The organism is Fredinandcohnia onubensis, assembly GCF_002734285.1.
In the GTDB taxonomy this organism is placed as follows: domain Bacteria; phylum Bacillota; class Bacilli; order Bacillales; family Bacillaceae_L; genus Ferdinandcohnia; species Ferdinandcohnia onubensis_A.
This window is the reverse complement of the sequence record NZ_NSEA01000014.1, coordinates 157,863-180,496: the sequence shown is the minus strand read 5'-3', so window position 1 is coordinate 180,496 and position 22,634 is coordinate 157,863. Positions and strand designations below refer to the sequence as shown.

Sequence of the window (22,634 nt, the reverse complement as noted above, 5' to 3'; positions counted from 1 at the left end):
TAGGAGACTTCGACAAATAGAGTAAAGGGGTGACAAACATGAGAAAATGGCTTCTAGTGACTTTAGTATTTGTAATGAGTCTATTTATCATCACAGGATGTGGCTCAACTAAAACCGAAGAGGCACTTCCAGTAAATTCAGGTGGTGGTGAAGAAGTAGATACAGAAAAAGAAACACCACCAACACAAGAGGGTGAAGAACCTGGGGGTGAAGAGAACGTGGTTGAAAAACTTCAAACTGACCTTTCAATTAAAACAGGGGAAAACGAAGCAACTTTTACTATTACAATTAAAAACACAAGCGACAATCCTGTAAAACTGACGATACCATCTGGTCAAAAATATGAAATTATTGTGAAGGATGCAGATGGAAAGGAAGTTTACCGCTATTCAATCGATAAAATGTTTATCCAGTCAATAGAGGAAATGGAATTAAAGCCTGGTCAAGAAAAGGTTTGGGAAGAGCCATGGGATTACACTTCAAACGAGGGAACGAGGCTTGCTCCCGGAGAATATAAAGCACATATTTTCATAACAGCATCAGAAGTTAATGGACAAAAAATTGAAAGCAATGCATTACAGGCAGAAGAGAGTTTTACAATTCCTGAAGAAGGAAATACAGCATTTCGTAATGTTCGAGTACTAGGTGAAAATGGTGAATATACGGTAACTGGGGAAGTAAGAGTATTTGAAGCAACCTTCTTCTATGCTGTAGAGGATGGGCATGATTATGTAATTCCTGAAACACTTCAAACGGCATCAGAGGGTGCACCAGCGTGGTCACCATTTGAAATTAACATTTCGATTCCTAAGGATAAAATTCCGACAAATGGAGCATTGATTCTTCATTTATACGAAAGAAGTGCAAAAGACGGTTCTATCACAAATCTTTATCATGCAAAACTTCAACAATTCCAATAAAATTAGGGGAAGGGTCAGACGTTGAGTCTGACCCTGTTTTTCTTGAATTAGCCAAAGATTATTGAAGTTGGTCTAATTCATTTTGTAATTCGCGGAGTTGTTCTTTTTCGGCTGTTGTAGAGTTAGCATATGCAGAAGAAAGTGCATTTTTAGCAACCGAAACAGCATCCTGTAAGGATGTATCACTTTGGCCAGCACTCGCTAATTTCGCAACTTCTACGGTTTCACGAGCCTTTTGGAATAAACGGTTTCCCATACTAAATTCCTCCAAGTGATGAGTTTTCGACATTCGCTTTTTTCTTTGCTTCTGCTTCAGCTAGAGTGGAACGGTAAGGAAAGCGCTGAGCATGTTGTTGAACAGCATCTGCACCTTGATGAACAAATCGTTTTGATTTATTACTACCCATCCGTAAATTCCCCCTTTAACAGCTTTAAAAGAAGTGCTTCTTTGTAGCACTAGTTATATTGTTTGAGTTTTACGTTTGGGTTATATCAGGTAATTATTTCTGAACCAACCTACTTATTTTTCTGCAATTTTAGAACATCCTCTAAATAAAGAGCAATTCCGTCTTCTTCATTAGTCATTGTTACATGGTTAGCAATACTCTTTAGCTCGTCAATCCCGTTACCCATGGCAATCCCGTGACCGGCGTATTCAATCATTTCCAAATCATTATCTTCATCTCCAAAAGCAATAATTCTGTCTTTTGGAATCTGATAAAAGTCAGCAACTTTCTGAATACCAACAGCTTTATTTAATCCTGATTTAACAATTTCAATCACATGCCAAGGGGCGGCCCATTTGCGGTGATCGACTACTTCAGCATGCATGTCAGAAAGATACTTTCGGATTTTATCTGCAATTTCTTCATCAGGGTGAATTAATAATGAAGTTGGATCATGTTTTAAAATTTTTCGTAAATCACCCGTTTCAATATTTGGTTTCCCCATTCCAAAAATATCTAACATTGTTTCATCGTGATAATGAAAATACACATCATCTATTACTTCCGCTAATATGTTTTTTACACGGAGCTCATCGGCAACATTAACAATTTCTTTTACTGTTTTTAAATCGAGTGTATCGTGATACACTCCCCATTTTTGATCAAGTGGATGATGGACAAAGGCTCCATTAAAGTTAACGATTGGTGTTGTAAGACTAAGTTCTTGGTAATACATTGAGCTCGAACGGAAAGGTCTTCCTGTCGCAATCATCACCATATGGCCGGCTTTTTTGGCTTTTTCTATCGTGTCTTTTGTTCTTTTTGAGATCGTTTTATCATCTTTTAGTAGAGTACCGTCTAGGTCAAGTGCAATTAAGTGTTGTTTAGTCATATCAATCTCCTTGTGAACCTATTATCTCTTTCCTTAACTTAAACAGATATTAAAATAATCGTCAATTGAAAAGTCAATATTTTTCAATAAACTTCCAACAAATGATACACTAGAGGATGGCAAAAGTTTTCTTAAAAGGAGTACATACAAAAGATGATTATTATTGAAAATAAGAAATATGCAGAAATACCAGCATTACATATTGTTAAAAATCAGTTAAAAGATGAAGCGTTGCCGTTGATCCTCTTTGTTCATGGATTTGGTAGTGCGAAAGAACATAATTTACACTATGCCTATCTTTATGCAGAACAAGGATTTCGTGTAGTATTGCCTGAAGCAGACTATCATGGTGAAAGAGATAATGGCATAGATGATCATGAGATGGATTTTAAGTTTTGGGATATTGTCGTCAATGAAATTAAAGAACTTCAGATCATTAAGGACGAGCTACAAAACCAAGGCCAAATTGACGAGGCAAGAATCGGTGTGGCAGGTACTTCAATGGGAGGTATCGTGACGTTAGGAGCACTGACTCAATATCCTTGGATTAAGACTGCAGTAAGTTTAATGGGGAGTCCCTACTATGAAGAATTCTGTCGGGGCCAAATTGAGGAATTGAAGCGACATGACATTGAACTTCCTTTCTCAGATGCTGATTTGGAAGAAAAATATGCAGAATTACGGAAATATGATTTAAGCATGCAACCTGAAAAAGTAAACGGAAGACCATTGTTTTTCTGGCATGGTGAAAAAGACAAGATGGTTCCTTTTAAATACACGTATGAATTTTACCAAGAAATTAAACCACTGTATAAAGGGAAAGAGGAGAACCTATCTTTTATTGCTGACACACGAGCAGATCATAAAGTGACAAGAGAAGGACTACTCGCATCAGTTGAATGGTTTAAAAAGCACCTATAAATAGAGAAAGAACGTGTCATAGTCGACACGTTCTTTTTCCATTTATTTTATCTAATTCCTAGAGCGATTTTTGCGTAACGGCTCATCATATCCTTGTTCCAAGGTGGATTCCATACGATGTTAACATCTACGTCTTTTACTTCAGGTAATTCAGTAAGAACGCGTTTTACGTCCATTGCAATCGTTCCAGCAAGTGGGCATCCCATTGATGTTAATGTCATCGAAACTTGTGCGACACCCTCATCATTCATATCCACATCATAGACAAGACCTAGGTTAACAATATCAATACCTAATTCAGGGTCAACAACTTGCTCAAGTGCACCCAACATATTTTCCTTTAAAGCTTCATCCATTTAAAACCTCTCCTTTCGAGAAATAGCTTATTTAAAAGGTGTCTAGCTCCAGGCGCCATCGGCTCGAGGTCATAAGCCAATCGCTTCTGAAGGTAAAAAACACCTTCTGTCAGCGCTCGTCTTATGCTTGTCGCCTAAGACTGCGCGCCTTGTGCTTTTCTTAAGTATAACGAAACAATCTAAGAATGTGAAATCCCCTGCTTTTTACTGAATAAAGTTAACCTCTGAGTTGCTTCATGGCGGCTTCAGACATGCGTTCAGGAGACCAAGCAGGATGCCATACCATTAATACCTCAATATCATTTACTTCTTCAAGGTAGGCAACTGCATGCTTCACTCCACTAGTAATACTATCATGTAGTGGGCAACCAGGAGTAGTTAGCGTCATTTCAATATATACATTATTATTTTCTTTAATATTAATTTCATAAATAAGTCCTAAATCAACAACATTAATATTCAATTCAGGGTCAATCACTTGTTTTAACTGCTCAAGGATTTTCTCTTTTAATTCCATTGTGTTTCTCCCCTTTTATTTAAATAGTACTTTTATAATGCTGTAGCTGAAAAAGAAAGTTGAAGCGACAACAAAACTTTGGCCAATAGAAAAAATGAGCAATTGTCCAGTTGCAATGGCTAAAATTACGACAACACATCCAGCAACGAAACCTGTAAAAATGGGAGTTGCCATTTTTTCATCAATCATTTGTTTTAGAGTAGGTACATTACTTTTACCAATCAGTTTGCTATATTTATGTGTCCACCAGAGAAAAGGAATAATTTTATATAGATAGCCAAGAATGCTACCTGCAATCCACAAGAAGATATAAAGAAAGACAAGGACGCCATAAATTTCGTAATACCCTGGTAGGAACGCAAGAACCATCCCGAAAAAGTGAATAACTAAGCCAAAACAAATGGAAACTAATGAAAAAATAAATGGTTTATCCAGCTTTTTCTTTAATCTAACCTTGATGATAGTGGAAATATGGTAAGAAAATAAGGCAAAACCTGCAAAAAGTAGGACCATACCAACTTGTAACAACAAGTTCACTTCAGTAATAAAGCTGCAAATGGTTACTACAAGTCCGATGGCGTAAACAGTATAGACCCAACTTGATAATTTCATCGAAAATCCGTGTGCTAACGAAAACATAGGGACCATTTTATAAGAAAAGCCGAAAATTAAAAATGTAAACCATCCTGCCACACCTAGTAGAATATGACTTTTTAGAACAGCGAAATGATCAAGGTGTGCGATTCCAGCTCCTAAATTAACAATCAATAGGATTCCTAGTGAGATAGTGACTAGCAAACAAATTAAAGCACTACCAACTAAAACCGTTAGAATGTTTTTCTTTGCCTGTTTTTTCATTGTCATAAACATTTGAACAAGAAATAAAAATATTCCAATTACAGCAAGTGAACCTGTAAAAATAGATATGGTAGGTGAAAAGGAAAGAGTGATACCAAATCCACCAAAACCAATTGCAGTTATCCAAAATTGAATAAATCCAAATTTTTCACTCCAAATTGGAGTTAAAAAGGCTACTGGTACAAGCTGATACATAGCCCCCATCGCAACCATTAAGGCCCAACCCAGGATAAGTAAATGAGCTGATGATAAGATGGCGGGGTTTCTAAAGTTCCCTTCAATCACCATATGTCCATTGAATAGGAGGATGACTTGGGATGCGACCAATGCCACAACACTAAAAATAATGAATGAAAGCGGTAGCCTGATATTTGTTTCATTTGATAATTGAGGTATCATTATCAAGCAGCTCCTTATTTTGTAATCTCAATTTGAAAGCCGCCCTCAGGATGTGGTTCTGTTATGTGCTTGTAGCCAAGTTCTTCAAGCTGTTCATATAAAAACATGGGTCTACGATCATTTATAATCGTCAATGTTTCACCTTTGTTTAGTTTTTCGAGAGCCTTTAACGTTCGCATCATTGGAGTTGGTGGCTCAAGACCTCGATTATCTAATTTCATTATTTGTCACCTCTTTAGTAAAGGTAACCTTCCATTGTTTTTTATCAATTTGCTCTGCTTCGTTTGAAAATCCTTTTGCCTTTAAAATAGGAAATAAAGGAGTCGGTTTAAAAGGTGCGTGTAAAATGAATGTACCTCCATCCTGTAAAGGTTTAACGGCTTCCATAATCTTTTGAAAAGGCTCAATTTTATTTTTAAGATCTTCCCTAACATCTACTTCTACTACTTTTGATTCCACTTAAAAGTCCCCCTTATCTAACATTTATAATCTAATGATAATCATTTTCAATGAGAAAAGTTGTGACATGAATCACAAAAATGCGAATTTTATTTAGGCTCAATCAGGCTGAATTAACTTAGAAAATTTCATCATGCAGTTTCATATGGTCTAATAAGTAATAACCATCTGTAGTCAGATCAACAATCTGTTTCTTTTTCAAAACAGAGATCGTTCGACTTACCGATTCACGTGTTGTTCCGATCATATTGGCGAGTTCTCGATTTGTAAAATGAGTTGTGAGTTTAAAACGATTTCCAGTTTTTTCTCCATTACTCCTACATAGACGAAGTAAAAGCATAATGATTTGTTCTTGGGTGTTTAATAAAATTTGTTCTTCTAGACGTTTTTGAAGGTCTATAATTTTTTCACCAAGCACTTTAAAAATTTTAATGCAAAGCTCCGGATTTTTAAGCGATATCTCTTCAAACTTATCAATGGGGGTGAAGATGATATTTGAATCCTCGATTACTTCGGCGTGTGCGGGATATCCACCTTTTCGAAAAAAGCCGGCATGAGGAAACATTTCACCTGCTTCTAGAACGGAAACAATTTGTTCCTTCCCATGCATATCAGACTTATAAATTTTTACTTTTCCAGATTGGATGAAAAATACTCGATCAAGTGGATCGTCTTGCATAAAGATAAACATCTTTTGTCTATATAATCGTGACTGTGAAATTTCTACAATTGGGTCGAGTTCTTCTGGTGTTAGTTCCCGAAACAAGGGTACTCCTTTCAATTGTTCACGAATCGATGGTAGTCCCATCTGTCTCACTCCTTGTTCAAATAAACTCTATATTCGGTTACTCAACATTTAGTGTAACAATTCCACTTTTTAAGACAGTGATTTAAATCATAGTCGGTGAGAATGACAATCAATGTTCGAAAAATGGACACAAAAAAGCTAGGAGCAAAACTCCTAGCTTAGTTCGCTTGCTTTTCTTCAGCACAATCAAAGCAAAGTATTCCATTTTTATCATCTAATATAACCCCATTTATAAAACCATCTAAACAATAAATTTCTTTTTCACATTCCTTACATTTTCCAACAAATTCCTTCATATGTTCACCCCGTTATTTCTTTAAAACTCCACAATCATGAAGAATGACAAGATGTTTACGTGGGATATTCATGTTCAATCTAATTATCGCATAGTTTTCGGTACATATGATAAAAAACATACGTACATAGTGATTAGCTTCACAACATGATCTAAAAAGACTCGGGTACAATGGACCCATAAATCAAAAGGAGGAATATTAATATGGTATTTGCAGCGAAAGTAAACGCACCAGATTATGCACCGAAGGATAAGCACCCAACAATATTTAGAACATTTGATAGTTTACAACCAGGTGAAATCATGGAGCTATCAAATGACCATGATCCAAGACCACTCCAATATCAGTTTATGATGGAACGCGGTGATGCATTCACTTGGGAATACCTTGAACAGGGCCCAGAAGTATGGCGCGTTGCAATCGGTAAAAAATAATAATCAATCACAAATTCCGTTCTCTCACATGGTGTAGGCAAAGTCTCAAAAGGCTTTGTCTACACTTTTTTATCGTTCATTTTGATTTTCGTTTTGGTGGACTGTTCCAATCATGTTACTATGAAGAAAAAAGCAAAAGGAAGTTTAATGATGAAAAGTCCAACAATCATAGGTGTTCTTTTGGCAGGTGGGGAATCAAGGAGATTTGGAAGCCCTAAGGCATTTGCCCAATTTCAAAATAAATACTTTTACGAATACGCTATCGATGCATTAAAAGATAACGTGGACCAACTTTATATTGTGAGTCATCCTTTACTAAAAGAGCAATTTCAAAACGAAGCCTCGGTTTCCGTTATTCAGGATTTACCTGAATTTCAGGGAAGGGGACCACTCGCTGGCATTTTCACAGTCATGAAAAAAACATCCTCAGATTGGTATGTAATTTTACCTTGTGATACGCCTTTTGTTACAGACAAACTAGTAAAGCAGCTTATTTCTTTTACCAAGGATCAAAGTATTGATGCAATCGTACCCATTATCAATGACAGACAACAACCATTAATTGCTGTGTATCATGCTAGGGTTGCCAAAAAAATTGAACAATTACTTAAAGATAAAGATTTAAAAATGAGCCAGTTATTAGGCACTTGCAACGCTAGATTTTTAACCGATCAAGACCTTCAGCTACAAGGTATGGAATTTGATAATATTAATAACAAAACTGAATATCAAAAAATAAAGCAAAAGCCCATTTGAGACCGCCACGATATGTGTCACAAAGACTTTGCCAATGGACGTGGCGTACTTAGTCTTTAATCCTTAAACAACTTAAATGGCTTTTGCTTTTATTATTCAAGTCTAACACTCATAATTTTCTGAAAAATGTGATAAAATAGTAATATAGAGTTAGCTGGAAGGAGGGATTATGTTTGAGAGTAGGCTTAATGTTAGGTATAGTAACCTCTGGACTTCTACTAATAATTGGTCTGTCTACTCGTCAATTTGAAACATATTCAGTTATTTCTGGGACCCTGGGTATAATATGCTTCTTGCTTGCAGGAATTGTATCTGACACCTTTGTAAGTGGCGATCGAGCAAGAGCAAACTATTACACCGAAAGCAAAAAAGACCGCAAAAAGAGAATTCGATATTCCTATTTGTTTTTCCTCTTGGGGGCTCCAAACCTACTTGTAGCTGTAGTGTTAACCCTCAATTACATTTAATTTCTTCAATCGAGTGAGTACCTCATTATAGTTCCATATTTGTGAACAATTTTAAACACCTCCTTCTTCTGTGATGTACCTCACATTGCTCACTATTTTATAGTGCTAAAATGTGTACATTAACAAAGGAGGTCTGCCTCATGTTTGAAAGAGACTATAACGAAGATCCATTTATTGTAATTTGGGAGCTTACAAGGGCTTGTCAATTAAAATGTTTACATTGCCGTGCCGAAGCTCAGTATAAAAGAGACCCTAGAGAGCTTTCCTTTGAAGAGGGGAAAAAGCTAATCGACCAAATATATGAGATGAATAATCCAATGCTTGTGTTCACAGGTGGGGACCCATTAATGCGACCTGACGTCTATGATATTGCCGAATATGCAATTAAAAAAGGTGTGCGCGTTTCCATGACACCAAGTGCAACACCAAATGTAACAAAAGAAGCCATTCAAAAGGCAAAAGAAGTAGGATTAGCTCGTTGGGCATTTAGCTTAGATGGTCCAACTGCTGGAATTCATGACCATTTCCGCGGAACAAATGGCTCATTCGATTTAACAATGAGAGCCATTAAATATTTACATGAACTTGAAATTCCTATTCAAATCAACACTGTAATCTCAAGATATAATGTACATGCATTAGATGAAATGGCAAAATTAGTTGAGGACCTCGATTGTGTATTATGGAGCGTCTTTTTCCTTGTACCTACTGGTCGTGGAAAGGATACGGACATGATTTCCCCAGTTGAACATGAAAAAGTATTCCGTTGGTTGTATGACCTAAGTAAACGAGTAAAATTTGATATAAAAACGACTGCTGCGCAACACTATCGCCGTGTAGTTATACAATCAAAAATGCGTGAAACAAAGGATGCGGAACAACAAATCCGCTATGAAGATGCCCTTATGCAAGGGAAAACGGGGCAAATTGATGGACTTGGAAGAGCGCCACAAGGTGTAAACGATGGGAATGGATTTGTCTTTATTTCTCATACTGGAGATGTGTATCCAAGTGGACTATTACCTGTAAAAGCAGGAAATGTTCGTGAGACCCCACTTGCTGAAATTTATCGTGAATCCCCAATCTTCAAAGATTTGCGTAATCCTGACAAATATAAAGGAAAATGTGGAGTATGTGAATTTAGACATGTATGTGGTGGATCACGTTCTCGTGCATATGCCATGACAGGCGATTACATGGAGAGCGAACCATTCTGTGTATATATTCCGGAAGCACTTCGTAAGAAAGAAAAAACATTACAATAACCAAAAGAAAGACCCATGGGAGTGCCAAGGGGTCTTTTCTTTTGGTTATTCAATACTACAATATTTAGCTGGACATTCCTCGCACTGTATTGCCTTTTTGATATATCCTAAATCGTGAATGGTGATATAGCCCTTGTGAACAGAAATGATATCTTTCACTCGTAAATCATGCAACATACGGTTTACACTTTCTCTTGTGGTTGCACAAAAATTAGCTAGTTCCTGATTTGTCAGACGTAGGTCTATTAAAGTGCCGTTTTCCTTTTCAACCCCATAGCTGTTGGTCATCCTAATTAAGGTGGAATATAATGCTCCTTTTTTACCTAATAAAACAAGGTCTCTAAACTTTGTTTGTGTTTTTCGAAAATGATCACTCATCCACTTCATAAATTCAAATGCAAGAGTTGTATTTTCAAAAAGTTTTTTTTCTAATTCATCCTTTTGAATGACAGCAATTTCACAATCCTCCAATATCCTGCAATCAAATAAATATTTAGGTTGATCTGTAAATAATGTCAACTCTCCAACGATTTCATTTTGGCTACAGATTCGAAGCGATAATTCATTGCCATCCGATGTCCCTTTACTTACCTTTACACGTCCTGATAGAATCAGATAGAGCTCGGAAGCTTTCATTCCTTCGCGAAATAAATAGGTTCCTTTTTTCATATTGATGACTTGATTAGCTGATTTAAGAAGCTCAGTTAATTCATCTGAGATGGTTGATTGATGTAATGCTAATTGACTCATAGGTACCACCTTCCATATAGGAATGCTATACTTGTTTCTAAGGAAATCATATAATGTTAGGCATACAGTAGGTGTATAATAAATCACACTTACTTCATTTTTGAAGCATAATATCTTGGAAAATAAGGCTTCCTGACATTTTGAACAATTTTTAACAATTGAGGTTTGAATAATGGAACTTACTTTTTGGTCACCTATTAAACTATCGATCACCATCGCCATAACGGCAGGTTGTATTGTCTTACTCTTTGGCCTAATAATAGGTAAATGGATGGCACATAAGCAATTTAAAGGTAAGCTCTTTCTGGAAACATTGTTAATGCTGCCACTGGTTCTGCCTCCATCAGTTGTTGGCTTTCTATTAATTGTGATTTTTGGACGAAATAGTTTTGTAGGAACGTTTCTTGAGAAATTAACAGGACAACCGATTATGTTTACGTGGTGGGCTGCTGTTATCGCTTCTACTGTTGTTGCATTTCCGTTAATGTACCAATCTGTTAAGACAGGCTTTCAAACTGTAAATACGGAAATTGAGGATGCGGCTAGAACGGATGGAGCTAATGAATTTAGTATATTTCTGTACATTTCGATTCCATTATCGATCAAAGCAATTGTAACGGGCTTTATCTTAAGTTTTACTCGAGCACTTGGGGAGTTTGGTGCAACCCTGATGTTTGCTGGTAATATACCTGGAAAAACACAAACACTGCCAACAGCAATTTACGTTGCCATTGATAGCGGAAATATGGAATTGGCTTGGCTATGGGTATTAACAACAGTCTTCATCTCATTCCTGATGCTGGCGTCAACCTATTTAATTAAATAGTCGTCATAAAAAGATGCATTCTTGACAAGAATGTGTCTTTTTTTGTTTCAGTCCCATTTTGTGACAAACTTAACAGATTTATGATCGAGCAATATGTGACAATCTTGCTGAAAAGAGAAATTAGGAGGGGGTTTCTTTGTACCAAACAGCAGCTTGGTATCTTTCCATTATTTTAATGGCCTTAATTACCGTTATTTTTATTACCGTCGTATTAAAAACCAATAAAAGAAGAGAGTATGAACCAATTCAGAAAAAATGGTACCGTTTTAGAACAATTTATTTCTTAGTTCTACTCGTTGTATTTGGAACTTTAACGTATGTAACACTACAAGATCTTCCATTTGAAAGACCGGTATATGGACAAGAAGAAAATCCAGTTATTGTCGATGTTGAGGCTGTTCAATTTGGCTGGAACATGAGCCAAACTGAATTCAAAGTGGGGGAGCCAATTGAATTCGATATCACAAGCTCGGATGTTAACCATGGCTTTGGTATCTATGACAAAGAAATGAATTTATTAGCACAAACTCAGGCAATGCCAGATTATACAAACACTGTTTACTACACATTCTCAGAACCTGGGACATATCAAATTTTATGTATGGAATACTGTGGCCTTGCTCACCATCTCATGATTGGTGAAATTGTCGTAACAAATTAAGGAGGGGGTTAACAATGTCTACAAATATGGTAATGGGAGGGACAAATAACTCCCGAAACAAAACAATCGCTATTTATCTACTAACAGGTAGCCTCATCATTCTATCAATGATGGTATTTGGAGTTTTAATGCTACTTGCGCAAGGGAAAATGATTGAAGTGGACCCTGCATTCTTTTATGAAATTATGACCGTCCATGGAACGGGGATGATAGGGGCCGCGGCGTTAGCCGCAGCTGCAGTCATGTGGTACTTCTTAAGTAAATATGTAAACTTAAGCAAAGGAATTCTAATCACAAATTTTATTACCTTCATTATCGGTGTCGTAATGGTATTGATAGGAATTTTTGTATTTGACTTTGCGGGAGCTTGGACGTTCTTATATCCGCTACCAGCTATCTCCGCGGGTGGATGGGCAATGGCGGGAGCGACACTATATTTAGGTGGTATGCTCATACTCGGTGTAGGATTCTTATTATTAAATTTGGATGTTGCTAGAGCAATTATTAAACAATATGGAAGCTTAGGCGGAGGCTTAGGGTGGTCTATCGTCTTCGGCAAGGAAAAAGGCTATGGTCCTCCTGCGGCTGTCGTGGCTAGTACAATGGTTTCAATTGTAAACACCACTGCATTAATTGCAGGTGCAACAGTACTCGTAATGAACCTTATTCATCTATATATTCCAACTATCGCAATTGATCCAATGCTTGCAAAAAATCTAACATATGCATTTGGTCATATCTTTGCAAACTCTATTATTTATATGGGAGTTATTGCGGTTTATGAGATATTAGCAGCTTATACAAATCGTCCATGGAAGGCAAACCGCCCATTCTTAATTGCGTGGAACTGTTCAACTTTATTTACGATTACAATCTATACTCACCATTTATTAATGGACTTTGCATTACCAAAGTGGATGATTATTATTGGTCAAGTGCTCTCATATGCAAACGGATTACCAGTATTAGTTATCACAGCATATGGTGCGCTAATGATTGTCTATCGTTCAGGAATTAAATGGGACATTGCCTCATCATTTATGTTTTTATCCATGTTTGGTTGGGTAATTGGTGTCGTACCAGCAATTATTGATGCAACAATTGTTGTAAACCATGTCATGCATAACACAAAATGGGTACCAGGGCATTTCCATATGTATATGGGATTAGGTGCAACTGCTATTGTTTTTGGATTTATGTATTACTTAGCAAAAGTGAATAGAAAAGAGAAGGAAACAGCAATCGATGGAATCAGCTTTTGGGTATACATCATGTTTTTCATTGGACTATGTGGATCGTTTCTATTCTCCGGAAAAGTCGGAGCTCCAAGAAGATGGGCTGAGCACTTTCCAGAGTGGATTCCATATGACCGTATGGGAGCTATCTTCGGTATCTTTATAGTCCTTGCTGTTTTGATATTTATAATCCGCTTTTGGAATTTTTCAAGATCAATTAATTATAAGTTTCAAGAAAAAGTAGGATCAGATCGTCATGTTGCGTAAAAGTGTGGGAGTTCTATTTGCACTTGTAGCGGGTCTTTCATTGCTATGGATAGGTACAGATGGATTACGGGCTTTTACTGCTGAGAAAGCAAGAATTATCGAATTAGAAAGGGAGCAACCAAAGCTCCCTTCTGCTACATTAATTGATTCAAATTCGAAAAACTTTCAATTAAAAGAGTTAGAGGGGAAATATACGCTTTTAACCTTTATGTATACATCGTGTGGGGACGTATGTCCGGTTTTAGAAAGAAATTTTGCAGAAATCTATGAAAATATTCCTTTTGATGTTCTAGGGAAAGAAGTTGTACTTGTAAGTATAAGCTTTGACCCTGAGAATGATTCTCCAACGGTATTAAAATCATATTCTAATCATTTTGGTGCGGATGGGGAGCATTGGAAAATGGCTACGATTCAAGATGAGAAGGATTTACAGAATGTCCTTGACGCTCTTGAAGTAGTTGTTATCCCGAATGAATACGGGGGCTATGAGCATAATTCTGCATTTTATGTGATTAATCCAGAAGGAAAATTAACTAATATCTTTGATTACCAAACACCACAAGTTGTTGTGGAATACATGGATTCTATCCTATTTTAGAGGTGAAAATATGTACCGTTTTCGATATGTAATGATAGGGCTACTTTTACTTCTATTCGTTTCACTTCCGTATGTAAGGTCAATGTTAGAAGAGAGCATGGTTGGGACGATGCTTATTCAATACCCACTATTAGTAGGAAGTGGTTATATTCTGGCAAAGGGGTTTCCGAAAAAATGGCGAGGCTTCTTCGTGTATTACAATGAAAATGGAATCGCGGGTATGTTAATTACAATATGTGTTGTAGGGTTTTGGGTACTGCCTAGGTCAGTGGATGCCGCACTGAGTGAGCCAATCATGGAGATTGCGAAATATATGAGTCTATCACTTCTTGCGGGTGTACTATTGTTTTATAGCTGGCAACTGCTTGGCCCTATCAGTAAAGCTTTTATTTGGGCTAATCTGATTTCTATGATATTTGTGATGAGTTGGCTTTATTCAGTTTCACCAGCCCGTCTTTGTAATAACTACTTAGTGACAGCCCAACAACAGCTTGGAAAAGCGATGTTTGTATTAGGATTAGCGATCTGTATTTTATTTATTGGGCGAGTTTTTTTAGGGAAGCCTGAAATCAGTAAGAATCCAATCAAAGAAAAACAGAAATATATAAATGTGAATATAAGTACAAAAGAACTGGATGAACGGATGACATAAAAAAGAGCTGACATATATCAGCTCTTTTTGATTTGGTGTTAGTTGCCAGCTGCAGCTCTTGGAAAGAGTATATTATTTTCTAAATGAATATGCTGGAATAAATCTGCTTCAAGTGCCTCAAGACGTTGGTAGACAAGACGATAGGTTCCACATGCACCGATTGGTGGTTGGAAGTCGTTTGTTATGTCACGAATTTCTTTAATAATATTTCCTGCCTCATCATGATCGTCTTCTAGTTCTACTACATGCCTTTTCACTAATTCATGATTTTCAGCAGTTGGTTCTTTTTCAAATTTTAGGATAAGAGGAAATGAATCTGCTTCTTCTTTGATAGTGTGCTGTTCTAGCTCAACCTTCAATTGATTAAAAAGTGAATGAACCCTTGCTAGGTGCGGATGGTTTCCACCGTGAACACGTAATACCTTTGTTACATATGGACTAAGCTGTGGAAGTTCTTCATTTAAATAACGATGGTGTTTATTAACGATATGATCAATTAATTCGGAATAGCTCGCAGCCTTCCAATCCACCGTTTTTTCATTTAATTCTTTCATTTCCTGGTAAAGATCATTTAATTTTGTTAATACTTCATCCTTTGAAAGATTTCTTTCCTCAATTGCATCTATAAGTGGTCGGTTACCGCCACAGCAAAAATCAATTCGAAGTTTTTTGAAAAGGTCTCCAGCCTTCGGAAACTCAGTTACAATTTCTCCAATGATATGTTGTTCAGTAAAAGTTTGTTCCATGATTCTACCTCCTATTTAGTAAGCTACTCATAGCATAGCTTGTAACACAATTAAATGAGGTGATGTGAATCACACATATGCTTAAAAAACGTCATAAATTAGGATGAGAGTGACGTGAATCACTGCAAGAAAGTAGTGGTTTTTGTTTAAATATACTACAATAGGAAAAAAGTAGATAAAAAAAGCGAGTGGATAATATGGTTGAAAGACGAACACCGATACCGGTTTCAGTAGCGGTATCTCGTGTAATGGAATTTGTGGGTACAGGTACGAAAGAAGTAGTACCGATAGAGGCCAGTTACGGACGATTTTTAGCAGAGAATTTAATTGCTGATCACGATGTCCCTCATTTTGATCGTTCCCCATATGATGGCTTTGCGGTAAGGGCAGCGGATACAACTGATGCTGGACAGGACCACCCGATTGAATTTGAAGTAATAGAAGAAATTGGAGCAGGTTCAGTTGCTGCGAAAAAGGTAGACGCTTTTCAAGCAGTTCGAATCATGACAGGGGCGCAAATGCCGGCAGAATGCGATGCGGTTGTGATGCTTGAGTTGACAAATGAATACGAACGTAATGGCAAAAAATATATGTCGATTAAAAGACCTTTTAAGTCGGGAGATAATGTTTCATTTCAGGGTGAAGATACAAAAAAGGATTCTGTCCTAGTTAAAAAAGGAATATTCATTAACCCTGGAGTAAAAGCACTTTTAGCAACCTTTGGCTATCACCAAGTAGAAGTGGCAAAGAAGCCTGTCATCGGCATTTACGCTACAGGGACCGAGCTACTTGATGTTAATGAAGAATTAGTGCCTGGGAAAATTCGTAATAGCAATTCTTATATGGTCAGTGCCCAAATTGAAAGAGTAGGTGCAGTGTCCAAATATTTCGGTAAACTCTCAGATGATTTTGACCTTTGCTATGAGGCAATCAAAAACGCATTAGATGAAGTTGATATTCTCATAACAACCGGTGGGGTATCAGTTGGGGATTATGATTATCTACCGGCAATTTATGAAAAATTAGGTGCGGAAGTATTATTCAATAAAATAGCAATGAGACCTGGTAGTGTCACAACTGTTGCTCAGCTAAATGGCAAGCTATTATTTGGCTTATCTGGCAATCCTTCTGCCTGTTATGTAGGTTTCGAATTGTTAGTTAGACCAGTGGTGCGAACAAGATTATATTCGAATCAACCACATCTATTAAAAATGAAAGCTAAACTCAATGCTGACTTTCCAAAACCAAACCCATTTACAAGGTTTGTTCGGAGTAGAATCAGTTTTTCTGATGGAAAAATTTTGGTGACGCCAAGTGGCCTTGATAAATCGAATGTAGTATCCTCGCTTGCCGGAGCGAATGCATTAATGGTCTTACCTGGTGGAACACGCGGATTTGGAAAAGGCGACGAAGTTGATGTGTTATTACTGGAAGATCAGGAAGGAAGTATGTGGCCTTGGAAATAAGGTTTCCGCTTCTACAAATTGTTGGATATCAAAACAGTGGGAAAACAACCCTAGTTGAAAAAATTGTAAAAAGAGGAACTGAACTTGGGGCTAGTATAGCAACAATTAAACATCATGGACATACAAGCAATCTGAAAGGAATTAATAAAGAAAAAGATTCTTCCAGACACTTTAAAGCGGGTGCATCTGCAACCATTGTTGAAGGTGGTGGAAGTCTTCAGTTAGAAGCAAAGACTTCCGGATGGACTTTAGAAAAGCTCATTCAGCTGTATGCTTTCTTTGAAAATGATATGATATTAATTGAAGGTTTTAAATTAGCTGATTATCCCAAAATTGTTTTAATTAGGAATGAAGCTGACATGGAGTTACTAACTTCATTAACAAACATTGTTGCAGTTATTTCTTGGATTCCAATCGAATCTAATTTTCCTCTTTTTAATATAAAAGATGAAGAAATCTATTTAGAATGGGTATTTAGTGAGGTAAATCAATGAATAATGCTTTATTTAAAATTACGAAAGAACCAATAAATGTTGAAGAGGTTACGAATAAGGTTATTAGACGTGAGGCTGGTGCTGTTACTACTTTTATCGGCACAGTCCGCGAATTCACAAAGGGGAAACGGACCTTATATTTAGAATATGATGCATATGTTCCAATGGCAGAAAAGAAGCTTGCTCAAATTGGTGAGGAAATATCTGAAAAATGGCCAGAAGCCAAAACGGCCATTTATCATCGAATAGGTCGATTAGATATATCAGAAGCTGCTGTTGTAATCGCAGTCTCCACACCACATCGTAAGGATGCCTATGCAGCAAACGAATATGCAATCGAACGGATAAAACAAATTGTTCCGATTTGGAAAAAGGAACATTGGGAAGATGGAGAAATGTGGATTGGCGATCAATTAGAGACAAAACAATACCCGACCGGTCAACCTGAAGAGGAGGATCTAAAATGATAACTGTTTTATTCTTTGCCCATTTACAGGAAATGGCGGGAACAGATAGATTAACTTTATATGAGGATGAGCTATCTGTAACAGATTTGAAAGAAAAGCTTTCGAACGAACATGGTATAATAAACCTTGACCAAATTATGTTTGCAATTAACGAAGAGTATGCAGTAGATGAGGACGTTGTAAAAGCAGGAGATACAGTTGCGTTGATTCCACCAGTAAGTGGAGGGTAATTTTAAAACCATCGACTTCTGGTGGTTTTTTTGTATAAAAAAACTGAATTATTTATAAAAATACAATTGATTTTATTTTTATACGGACTTATAATGAAACATATTTCAAAATTTAATTAGTTTAATAAAAACAATGAGGTGGATATATTGAAAGCGGCAATTATAGGGGTAACTGGTTATGGCGGAATTGAACTATTAAGATTATTGACAAACCACCCAACTATAGACGTTCATTCTGTTCACACTTCGTCTCAAACAGGGATGAAGCTTTCAGAGGTCTACCCCCATGTTACTAATCTTGTAAATCATTCTTTAGAAGAAATTGATATTCCTAAGATTGCAAATGAAGTTGATGTTGTTTTTCTTTCTACACCATCAGGGGTATCAACCACAATCGTACCTGAACTATTGAAGGAAAATGTGAAGATTATTGATCTATCTGGGGATTATCGTCTAAAAAATCCTAGTGTATATGAACAATGGTATAAAAAGCCAAGCGCATTACAAGCAGACCTAGACAGAGCTACATATGGTCTTCCTGAATGGAATAAGGAAGAAATTAAGAGTAGTAGTTTTATTTCCAATCCTGGGTGCTATCCTACTGCAACAGTCCTTGGTTTAGCTCCGTTAGTAAAACATAAACTAATAGATGAAAAATCAATTGTGATTGATGCTAAATCAGGAATATCTGGAGCTGGAAAGAGCCCTTCTAGAACTACGCATTTCTCTGAAACTAATGAAAACTTTTCAATTTATAAGGTAAATCAACATCAACATATTCCGGAAATTGAACAAGTGATCCAAGATTGGGACGATTCAATCCCATACGTTACGTTTAGTACACATTTGGTTCCAATGACAAGGGGAATTATGTCAACGATGTATATAAATCGTGCAAACGATACACTTACAATGGACCAACTTTATGAACTATATAAGGAAAGTTATCAAGATGCTCCATTTGTGAGAATTCGAGAAAAAGGCACATTTCCTGCCACAAAAGAGGTTTATGGAACGAATTATTGTGATATTGGCCTTGCATTGGATGAGCGAACAAACCGAATTACCGTTGTGTCAGTTATCGATAACTTAGTTAAAGGGGCTGCTGGTCAGGCCATCCAAAATGCAAATATTATGTTAGGTTTAGACGAAAATACGGGATTACACTATGTCCCTCTATTCCCATAAGTAAGTTAAGATGATAGATAAGGAGTGACTTTGCATGATAGATATGAAGGAAATTCAAATAATAAAAGTAGAAGAGGGAACTGTTGTAACCCCCAAAGGTTTTAAAACAGCAGGGGTTCATGCCGGATTACGTTATAAAAAGAAAGACCTAGGAGCGATTGTTTGTGATGTTCCGGCTAACTGTGCCGCTGTATATACGCAAAGTCATTTTCAAGCTCCTCCTTTAAAGGTTACGAAAGAGAGTATCGCCGTAGAGAACAAATTACAGGCTGTCGTGATCAATAGTGCATGTGCAAATGCATGTACAGGTGAACAAGGATTATTAGATGCATACGAAATGAGAGCTGAATCAGCAACTCAGTTTGGTATTGACGATCATTTGGTTGCTGTAGCTTCAACAGGTGTCATTGGTGAACTGTTACCGATGGACAAAATAAAAGCGGGCATTAAACAATTGAAGCCAACTGATACAGTAGAATCAGCTCAAAGTTTCCAAACAGCTATTTTAACAACGGATTTAGTTATGAAAAAAGCATGTTATCAAACAACAATTGATGGAAAGACAATTACAATTGGTGGAGCTGCAAAAGGCTCTGGAATGATTCATCCAAACATGGCAACGATGCTAGGTTTTGTAACAACTGATGCTAATATCGACTCAAATTCCCTACAAGCTGCGATGAAAACAGTGACAGATGTGACCTTTAATCAAATCACAGTTGACGGTGAGACTTCTACAAATGATATGGTATTGGTAATGGCAAGTGGCCTAGCGGAAAACGACCAACTTACACAAGAACATCCTGAATGGGATTCATTCGTTTCAGCACTTCAATCCACTTTTGAAGACCTTGCAAAGCAAATTGCAAAGGATGGAGAAGGGGCTACAAAACTAGTCGAAGTGAATGTAACAGGTGCTGTATCGGATATAGATGCACGTATTATTGCAAAAAAAATCGTCGGTTCAAATCTTGTTAAAACAGCAATTTATGGAGCAGATGCGAACTGGGGTAGAATTATTGGAGCAATCGGTCACAGTGCAGCTACTGTGAATCCTGATAATGTGGATATCTCAATTGGAACAATCCAAATGCTATCAGGAAGTCAGCCAGTGGCTTTCTCTGAAGAGCTTGCAAAAGAATATCTTGATGGTACTGATATTGTTATTCACGTCAACCTCCATTTAGGAAATGGTACGGGTACGGCATGGGGCTGTGATTTAACCTATGATTATGTCAAGATAAATGCAAGCTACCGAACATAAGGAGACTAGAAATGGAGACAATTGTTATCAAATGTGGAGGTAGTATACTTAGTGAGTTATCGGACTCATTTTTTAATAGTATTAAAGAATTAAAAGACAGTGGTTATAAAGTAGTTGTTGTGCATGGTGGCGGGCCTGAAATTGCTCAGACCCTCTCCTCACTAAACTTAAAAAGCGAATTTGTAAATGGATTAAGAAAAACAACAAAGGAAGTACTTAATGTTGTTGAGATGGTATTATCCGGAACGGTTAATAAAAAGGTTGTAGTCGAGCTAGGGAAAGCTGGAATCCCGTCAGTTGGAATATCCGGCTGTGATGCAGAACTTATCAAAGTGAAGCCAGTGGACCTTGAACAATTGGGGTATGTTGGCGAAATTGTCGACGTGAATGTTTCATTCTTGGAATACTTGATCTCTCAAAATTATGTTCCTGTTATCTCTCCAATTGGGATTGGTGAGGATTTTACAAAATTCAATATCAATGCTGACACTGCAGCAGCAAGTGTTGCAATCGCTCTTAAGGCAAAACATCTATTATTCGTAACCGATGTAGATGGAATCAAAAAAGATGGTGAAGTCTTACCCAAGCTTTCAACAGATTCTGTTTTATCCCTCATCGATGAAGGGACTATCTACGGGGGTATGATTCCGAAAGTAAAAGCAGCTCTCTCGGCATTAAATGATGGGGGACTTAATGAAATAACGATTATTAACGGGAAAAGCTCGTTATTATCAGTAGATGGAACATTAAAAGGAACAAAAATTGTAAAAGAACTAGAGGTGGTATAATGGATGCACTATTTCCAACCTATGCGAGATGGGATTTAACAGTTGATTCTGCAGAAGGTGCAATCATTGTAGACAATAAAGGAAAAAAATACTTGGATTTCGTTTCCGGTATCGCGGTTTGTAATCTAGGACATCGCCACCCTAAGGTTATGAAAGCAGTAGAAGAGCAGTTGCAGAAATATTGGCATGTATCAAATTTGTTTAAGTCCGATATTCAACAAGAAGTGGCTGAAAAGTTAGTATCAAACTCAGAGCTAGATGCCGTTTTCTATTGTAATAGTGGAGCTGAGGCAAATGAGGCAGCTTTAAAACTCGCTCGTAAATACACACAAAAATCAAAAGTCATTACATTTAAACAATCCTTCCATGGAAGAACATTTGGAACAATGGCAGCAACAGGCCAAGAAAAAATTCATTCAGGATATGGCCCTCTATTGCAAGAATTTGTATATCTTGCATACAATGACTGTGACGCGTTAGAGCGCGAAATGGATGATGAAGTTGCAGCGGTTATGGTAGAAGTTGTGCAGGGTGAAGGTGGAGTTGTACCTGGGACAGAAGAGTTCCTTAAAAAGATTCAAGCACTTTGTGCAAAACATGGTTCACTATTTATTATAGATGAAGTGCAAACAGGGATTGGTCGCACTGGAAAGGCCTTTGCTCACCAGCATTTCAACCTTACACCAGATATTATAACATTAGCAAAAGGTTTAGGAAGCGGCCTACCCGTTGGTGCTATGCTTGGTAAGGAAAAGCTGAAGGAAGCATTTGGACCTGGTTCACATGGGTCAACTTTCGGTGGTAACCCAATTTCATTAGCTGCTGCTAAAGCTACACTATCAATTATTTTTGAGGATAAGTTTTTAGCGGAAGTTGAGAAAAAAGGGGCTTATTTACAAGATGAGCTTACTACAGCACTAGCAGATCACGACTTAGTTACAGAGATTCGTGGTAGTGGATTAATGGTAGGGATTGCTTGTGAAAAAGAGGTGGCAGCTTCAATTACAGCACTTCGAGAAAAAGGGCTTTTAACTCTTCCAGCTGGCCCGAATGTCATTCGCTTATTACCACCATTAACTGTTACTTACGAAGAAATCGATGAAGCAGTTAAGATGATTAAAGAAACACTTGTGGCAGAACATATTTCCTAGGCTCGTTGCTGGTAGTTAGGAATCTATCTAACTACCAGCTATAGAAACGAATTTTTT

Annotated in this window: 31 protein-coding genes; 19 read left to right on the top strand and 12 right to left on the bottom strand. The window is 37.2% G+C overall.

From position 1 onward, the window contains the following. Positions 1-38: 38 nt before the first annotated feature. Positions 39-920 (top strand): BsuPI-related putative proteinase inhibitor, encoded by an 882-nt coding sequence (locus CKJ95_RS15030; RefSeq protein ID WP_099354259.1) that lies wholly within the window; start codon positions 39-41, stop codon positions 918-920. Between the two features lie 58 nt (positions 921-978). On the opposite strand, the gene CKJ95_RS15025 is transcribed toward CKJ95_RS15030, so the two are convergent. From CKJ95_RS15025 to CKJ95_RS15015, 3 genes are all read right to left on the bottom strand, one after another. Further along, positions 979-1,176 carry a DUF3813 domain-containing protein gene (locus CKJ95_RS15025; RefSeq protein WP_099354258.1) on the bottom strand — a complete coding sequence of 66 codons (198 nt, stop codon included), beginning with the start codon at positions 1,174-1,176 and terminating at the stop codon, positions 979-981. Position 1,177: 1 nt separating this feature from the next. Further along, complete coding sequence (locus CKJ95_RS15020; RefSeq protein ID WP_099354257.1) at positions 1,178-1,327, bottom strand: competence protein; 150 nt, start codon at positions 1,325-1,327, stop codon at positions 1,178-1,180. Between the two features lie 109 nt (positions 1,328-1,436). Beyond that, complete coding sequence (locus CKJ95_RS15015; protein WP_099354256.1) at positions 1,437-2,258, bottom strand: Cof-type HAD-IIB family hydrolase; 822 nt, start codon at positions 2,256-2,258, stop codon at positions 1,437-1,439. Positions 2,259-2,411: 153 nt separating this feature from the next. Between CKJ95_RS15015 and yjfP the strand changes: the two genes are divergently transcribed. After that, complete coding sequence (gene yjfP, locus CKJ95_RS15010; protein WP_099354255.1) at positions 2,412-3,179, top strand: esterase; 768 nt, start codon at positions 2,412-2,414, stop codon at positions 3,177-3,179. Between the two features lie 47 nt (positions 3,180-3,226). On the opposite strand, the gene CKJ95_RS15005 is transcribed toward yjfP, so the two are convergent. The 7 genes from CKJ95_RS15005 to CKJ95_RS23440 form a co-directional block, all read right to left on the bottom strand. After that, positions 3,227-3,535, bottom strand: coding sequence for a metal-sulfur cluster assembly factor (locus CKJ95_RS15005; protein ID WP_099354254.1), 309 nt, complete (start codon positions 3,533-3,535; stop codon positions 3,227-3,229). A 217-nt stretch (positions 3,536-3,752) separates the two neighbouring features. After that, positions 3,753-4,052 carry a metal-sulfur cluster assembly factor gene (locus CKJ95_RS15000; RefSeq protein WP_099354253.1) on the bottom strand — a complete coding sequence of 100 codons (300 nt, stop codon included), beginning with the start codon at positions 4,050-4,052 and terminating at the stop codon, positions 3,753-3,755. Between the two features lie 15 nt (positions 4,053-4,067). Further along, the gene (locus CKJ95_RS14995) at positions 4,068-5,309 is read right to left on the bottom strand and encodes a hypothetical protein (RefSeq protein ID WP_099354252.1); all 1,242 of its coding nucleotides are present in this window, start codon (positions 5,307-5,309) and stop codon (positions 4,068-4,070) included. 14 nt (positions 5,310-5,323) lie between these two features. After that, on the bottom strand, positions 5,324-5,530 hold the full coding sequence (locus CKJ95_RS14990; protein WP_099354251.1) for a DUF2249 domain-containing protein: 207 nt from the start codon (positions 5,528-5,530) through the stop codon (positions 5,324-5,326). Further along, positions 5,517-5,768 (bottom strand): DUF2249 domain-containing protein, encoded by a 252-nt coding sequence (locus CKJ95_RS14985; RefSeq protein WP_099354250.1) that lies wholly within the window; start codon positions 5,766-5,768, stop codon positions 5,517-5,519. The genes CKJ95_RS14990 and CKJ95_RS14985 overlap by 14 nt, the downstream gene beginning before the upstream one ends. Positions 5,769-5,886: 118 nt before the next feature. Further along, positions 5,887-6,576, bottom strand: a complete 690-nt coding sequence (locus CKJ95_RS14980; protein ID WP_099354249.1) for a Crp/Fnr family transcriptional regulator — start codon at positions 6,574-6,576, stop codon at positions 5,887-5,889. A 158-nt stretch (positions 6,577-6,734) separates the two neighbouring features. Beyond that, on the bottom strand, positions 6,735-6,872 hold the full coding sequence (locus CKJ95_RS23440) for a hypothetical protein (RefSeq protein WP_180271528.1): 138 nt from the start codon (positions 6,870-6,872) through the stop codon (positions 6,735-6,737). A 203-nt stretch (positions 6,873-7,075) separates the two neighbouring features. Here CKJ95_RS23440 and CKJ95_RS14975 point away from each other — a divergent pair, with 203 nt between their 5' ends. The 4 genes from CKJ95_RS14975 to CKJ95_RS14960 all read left to right on the top strand — a co-directional run bounded on the left by CKJ95_RS14975 (position 7,076) and on the right by CKJ95_RS14960 (position 9,794). Continuing rightward, a complete protein-coding gene (locus CKJ95_RS14975) occupies positions 7,076-7,306 on the top strand; it encodes a DUF2249 domain-containing protein (protein WP_099354248.1) in 231 nt (76 codons plus the stop codon). A 150-nt stretch (positions 7,307-7,456) separates the two neighbouring features. Then, on the top strand, positions 7,457-8,062 hold the full coding sequence (locus tag CKJ95_RS14970; RefSeq protein WP_180271527.1) for a molybdenum cofactor guanylyltransferase: 606 nt from the start codon (positions 7,457-7,459) through the stop codon (positions 8,060-8,062). Positions 8,063-8,235: 173 nt separating this feature from the next. Then, positions 8,236-8,529 (top strand): DUF5316 domain-containing protein, encoded by a 294-nt coding sequence (locus CKJ95_RS14965; RefSeq protein WP_099354246.1) that lies wholly within the window; start codon positions 8,236-8,238, stop codon positions 8,527-8,529. Between the two features lie 140 nt (positions 8,530-8,669). Then, a complete protein-coding gene (locus CKJ95_RS14960) occupies positions 8,670-9,794 on the top strand; it encodes a TIGR04053 family radical SAM/SPASM domain-containing protein (RefSeq protein WP_099354245.1) in 1,125 nt (374 codons plus the stop codon). 45 nt (positions 9,795-9,839) lie between these two features. Here CKJ95_RS14960 and CKJ95_RS14955 read toward each other — a convergent pair whose 3' ends face one another. Next, positions 9,840-10,544 (bottom strand): Crp/Fnr family transcriptional regulator, encoded by a 705-nt coding sequence (locus CKJ95_RS14955; protein ID WP_099354244.1) that lies wholly within the window; start codon positions 10,542-10,544, stop codon positions 9,840-9,842. 172 nt (positions 10,545-10,716) lie between these two features. On the opposite strand from CKJ95_RS14955, the gene modB reads away from it, so the two are divergent. The 5 genes from modB (at position 10,717) to CKJ95_RS14930 (ending at position 14,783) form a co-directional block, all read left to right on the top strand. Further along, the gene (gene modB / locus CKJ95_RS14950) at positions 10,717-11,370 is read left to right on the top strand and encodes a molybdate ABC transporter permease subunit (RefSeq protein ID WP_099354243.1); all 654 of its coding nucleotides are present in this window, start codon (positions 10,717-10,719) and stop codon (positions 11,368-11,370) included. A gap of 136 nt (positions 11,371-11,506) precedes the next feature. Beyond that, complete coding sequence (locus CKJ95_RS14945) at positions 11,507-12,031, top strand: cytochrome C oxidase subunit II (protein WP_099354242.1); 525 nt, start codon at positions 11,507-11,509, stop codon at positions 12,029-12,031. 14 nt (positions 12,032-12,045) lie between these two features. Beyond that, positions 12,046-13,533 (top strand): cbb3-type cytochrome c oxidase subunit I, encoded by a 1,488-nt coding sequence (locus CKJ95_RS14940; protein ID WP_099354241.1) that lies wholly within the window; start codon positions 12,046-12,048, stop codon positions 13,531-13,533. After that, positions 13,523-14,131: an SCO family protein gene (locus CKJ95_RS14935; RefSeq protein WP_099354240.1), complete on the top strand. Its 609-nt coding sequence runs from the start codon at positions 13,523-13,525 to the stop codon at positions 14,129-14,131. The genes CKJ95_RS14940 and CKJ95_RS14935 overlap by 11 nt, the downstream gene beginning before the upstream one ends. Before the next feature lie 10 nt (positions 14,132-14,141). Next, on the top strand, positions 14,142-14,783 hold the full coding sequence (locus tag CKJ95_RS14930; protein WP_099354239.1) for a hypothetical protein: 642 nt from the start codon (positions 14,142-14,144) through the stop codon (positions 14,781-14,783). Positions 14,784-14,821: 38 nt separating this feature from the next. On the opposite strand, the gene ric is transcribed toward CKJ95_RS14930, so the two are convergent. Beyond that, a complete protein-coding gene (gene ric / locus CKJ95_RS14925) occupies positions 14,822-15,529 on the bottom strand; it encodes an iron-sulfur cluster repair di-iron protein (protein WP_099354238.1) in 708 nt (235 codons plus the stop codon). Positions 15,530-15,726: 197 nt separating this feature from the next. Between ric and CKJ95_RS14920 the strand changes: the two genes are divergently transcribed. The 8 genes from CKJ95_RS14920 to CKJ95_RS14885 all read left to right on the top strand — a co-directional run bounded on the left by CKJ95_RS14920 (position 15,727) and on the right by CKJ95_RS14885 (position 22,577). Further along, positions 15,727-16,995: a molybdopterin molybdotransferase MoeA gene (locus CKJ95_RS14920; protein ID WP_099354237.1), complete on the top strand. Its 1,269-nt coding sequence runs from the start codon at positions 15,727-15,729 to the stop codon at positions 16,993-16,995. Continuing rightward, positions 16,980-17,489 (top strand): molybdopterin-guanine dinucleotide biosynthesis protein B, encoded by a 510-nt coding sequence (mobB, locus tag CKJ95_RS14915; protein WP_099354236.1) that lies wholly within the window; start codon positions 16,980-16,982, stop codon positions 17,487-17,489. The genes CKJ95_RS14920 and mobB overlap by 16 nt, the downstream gene beginning before the upstream one ends. Beyond that, positions 17,486-17,956: a molybdenum cofactor biosynthesis protein MoaE gene (locus tag CKJ95_RS14910; RefSeq protein ID WP_099354235.1), complete on the top strand. Its 471-nt coding sequence runs from the start codon at positions 17,486-17,488 to the stop codon at positions 17,954-17,956. The genes mobB and CKJ95_RS14910 overlap by 4 nt, the downstream gene beginning before the upstream one ends. Beyond that, positions 17,953-18,186: a molybdopterin converting factor subunit 1 gene (moaD, locus tag CKJ95_RS14905; RefSeq protein WP_099354234.1), complete on the top strand. Its 234-nt coding sequence runs from the start codon at positions 17,953-17,955 to the stop codon at positions 18,184-18,186. Before CKJ95_RS14910 ends, moaD begins: the two co-directional genes overlap by 4 nt. 147 nt (positions 18,187-18,333) lie before the next feature. Beyond that, a complete protein-coding gene (gene argC, locus CKJ95_RS14900; RefSeq protein ID WP_099354233.1) occupies positions 18,334-19,374 on the top strand; it encodes an N-acetyl-gamma-glutamyl-phosphate reductase in 1,041 nt (346 codons plus the stop codon). A gap of 34 nt (positions 19,375-19,408) precedes the next feature. After that, the gene (gene argJ, locus CKJ95_RS14895) at positions 19,409-20,638 is read left to right on the top strand and encodes a bifunctional ornithine acetyltransferase/N-acetylglutamate synthase (protein ID WP_099354232.1); all 1,230 of its coding nucleotides are present in this window, start codon (positions 19,409-19,411) and stop codon (positions 20,636-20,638) included. Between the two features lie 11 nt (positions 20,639-20,649). After that, on the top strand, positions 20,650-21,426 hold the full coding sequence (argB, locus tag CKJ95_RS14890) for an acetylglutamate kinase (protein WP_099354231.1): 777 nt from the start codon (positions 20,650-20,652) through the stop codon (positions 21,424-21,426). Then, entirely contained in the window at positions 21,426-22,577 is a 1,152-nt protein-coding gene (locus tag CKJ95_RS14885; protein ID WP_099354230.1) for an acetylornithine transaminase, read from the top strand. The genes argB and CKJ95_RS14885 overlap by 1 nt, the downstream gene beginning before the upstream one ends. Positions 22,578-22,634 lie beyond the last annotated feature (57 nt).

Excerpts from the sequence above, each read along its gene's own strand:
- CKJ95_RS14960 (WP_099354245.1), top strand. The coding sequence starts at position 8,670 with ATGTTTGAAAGAGACTATAACGAAGATCCATTTATTGTAATTTGGGAG.
- CKJ95_RS15015 (WP_099354256.1), bottom strand. The coding sequence starts at position 2,258 with ATGACTAAACAACACTTAATTGCACTTGACCTAGACGGTACTCTACTA.
- argJ (WP_099354232.1), top strand. The coding sequence starts at position 19,409 with ATGATAGATATGAAGGAAATTCAAATAATAAAAGTAGAAGAGGGAACT.
- CKJ95_RS15030 (WP_099354259.1), top strand. The coding sequence starts at position 39 with ATGAGAAAATGGCTTCTAGTGACTTTAGTATTTGTAATGAGTCTATTT.
- CKJ95_RS14955 (WP_099354244.1), bottom strand. The coding sequence starts at position 10,544 with ATGAGTCAATTAGCATTACATCAATCAACCATCTCAGATGAATTAACT.
- CKJ95_RS15025 (WP_099354258.1), bottom strand. The coding sequence starts at position 1,176 with ATGGGAAACCGTTTATTCCAAAAGGCTCGTGAAACCGTAGAAGTTGCG.
- CKJ95_RS14995 (WP_099354252.1), bottom strand. The coding sequence starts at position 5,309 with ATGATACCTCAATTATCAAATGAAACAAATATCAGGCTACCGCTTTCA.
- CKJ95_RS14990 (WP_099354251.1), bottom strand. The coding sequence starts at position 5,530 with ATGAAATTAGATAATCGAGGTCTTGAGCCACCAACTCCAATGATGCGA.
- CKJ95_RS14980 (WP_099354249.1), bottom strand. The coding sequence starts at position 6,576 with ATGGGACTACCATCGATTCGTGAACAATTGAAAGGAGTACCCTTGTTT.
- CKJ95_RS14885 (WP_099354230.1), top strand. The coding sequence starts at position 21,426 with ATGGATGCACTATTTCCAACCTATGCGAGATGGGATTTAACAGTTGAT.
- moaD (WP_099354234.1), top strand. The coding sequence starts at position 17,953 with ATGATAACTGTTTTATTCTTTGCCCATTTACAGGAAATGGCGGGAACA.
- CKJ95_RS15005 (WP_099354254.1), bottom strand. The coding sequence starts at position 3,535 with ATGGATGAAGCTTTAAAGGAAAATATGTTGGGTGCACTTGAGCAAGTT.
- CKJ95_RS14940 (WP_099354241.1), top strand. The coding sequence starts at position 12,046 with ATGTCTACAAATATGGTAATGGGAGGGACAAATAACTCCCGAAACAAA.
- CKJ95_RS14975 (WP_099354248.1), top strand. The coding sequence starts at position 7,076 with ATGGTATTTGCAGCGAAAGTAAACGCACCAGATTATGCACCGAAGGAT.
- CKJ95_RS14910 (WP_099354235.1), top strand. The coding sequence starts at position 17,486 with ATGAATAATGCTTTATTTAAAATTACGAAAGAACCAATAAATGTTGAA.
- CKJ95_RS14970 (WP_180271527.1), top strand. The coding sequence starts at position 7,457 with ATGAAAAGTCCAACAATCATAGGTGTTCTTTTGGCAGGTGGGGAATCA.
- CKJ95_RS15000 (WP_099354253.1), bottom strand. The coding sequence starts at position 4,052 with ATGGAATTAAAAGAGAAAATCCTTGAGCAGTTAAAACAAGTGATTGAC.
- CKJ95_RS23440 (WP_180271528.1), bottom strand. The coding sequence starts at position 6,872 with ATGAAGGAATTTGTTGGAAAATGTAAGGAATGTGAAAAAGAAATTTAT.
- CKJ95_RS14930 (WP_099354239.1), top strand. The coding sequence starts at position 14,142 with ATGTACCGTTTTCGATATGTAATGATAGGGCTACTTTTACTTCTATTC.
- ric (WP_099354238.1), bottom strand. The coding sequence starts at position 15,529 with ATGGAACAAACTTTTACTGAACAACATATCATTGGAGAAATTGTAACT.
- CKJ95_RS14935 (WP_099354240.1), top strand. The coding sequence starts at position 13,523 with ATGTTGCGTAAAAGTGTGGGAGTTCTATTTGCACTTGTAGCGGGTCTT.
- CKJ95_RS14920 (WP_099354237.1), top strand. The coding sequence starts at position 15,727 with ATGGTTGAAAGACGAACACCGATACCGGTTTCAGTAGCGGTATCTCGT.
- modB (WP_099354243.1), top strand. The coding sequence starts at position 10,717 with ATGGAACTTACTTTTTGGTCACCTATTAAACTATCGATCACCATCGCC.
- CKJ95_RS15020 (WP_099354257.1), bottom strand. The coding sequence starts at position 1,327 with ATGGGTAGTAATAAATCAAAACGATTTGTTCATCAAGGTGCAGATGCT.
- yjfP (WP_099354255.1), top strand. The coding sequence starts at position 2,412 with ATGATTATTATTGAAAATAAGAAATATGCAGAAATACCAGCATTACAT.
- argB (WP_099354231.1), top strand. The coding sequence starts at position 20,650 with ATGGAGACAATTGTTATCAAATGTGGAGGTAGTATACTTAGTGAGTTA.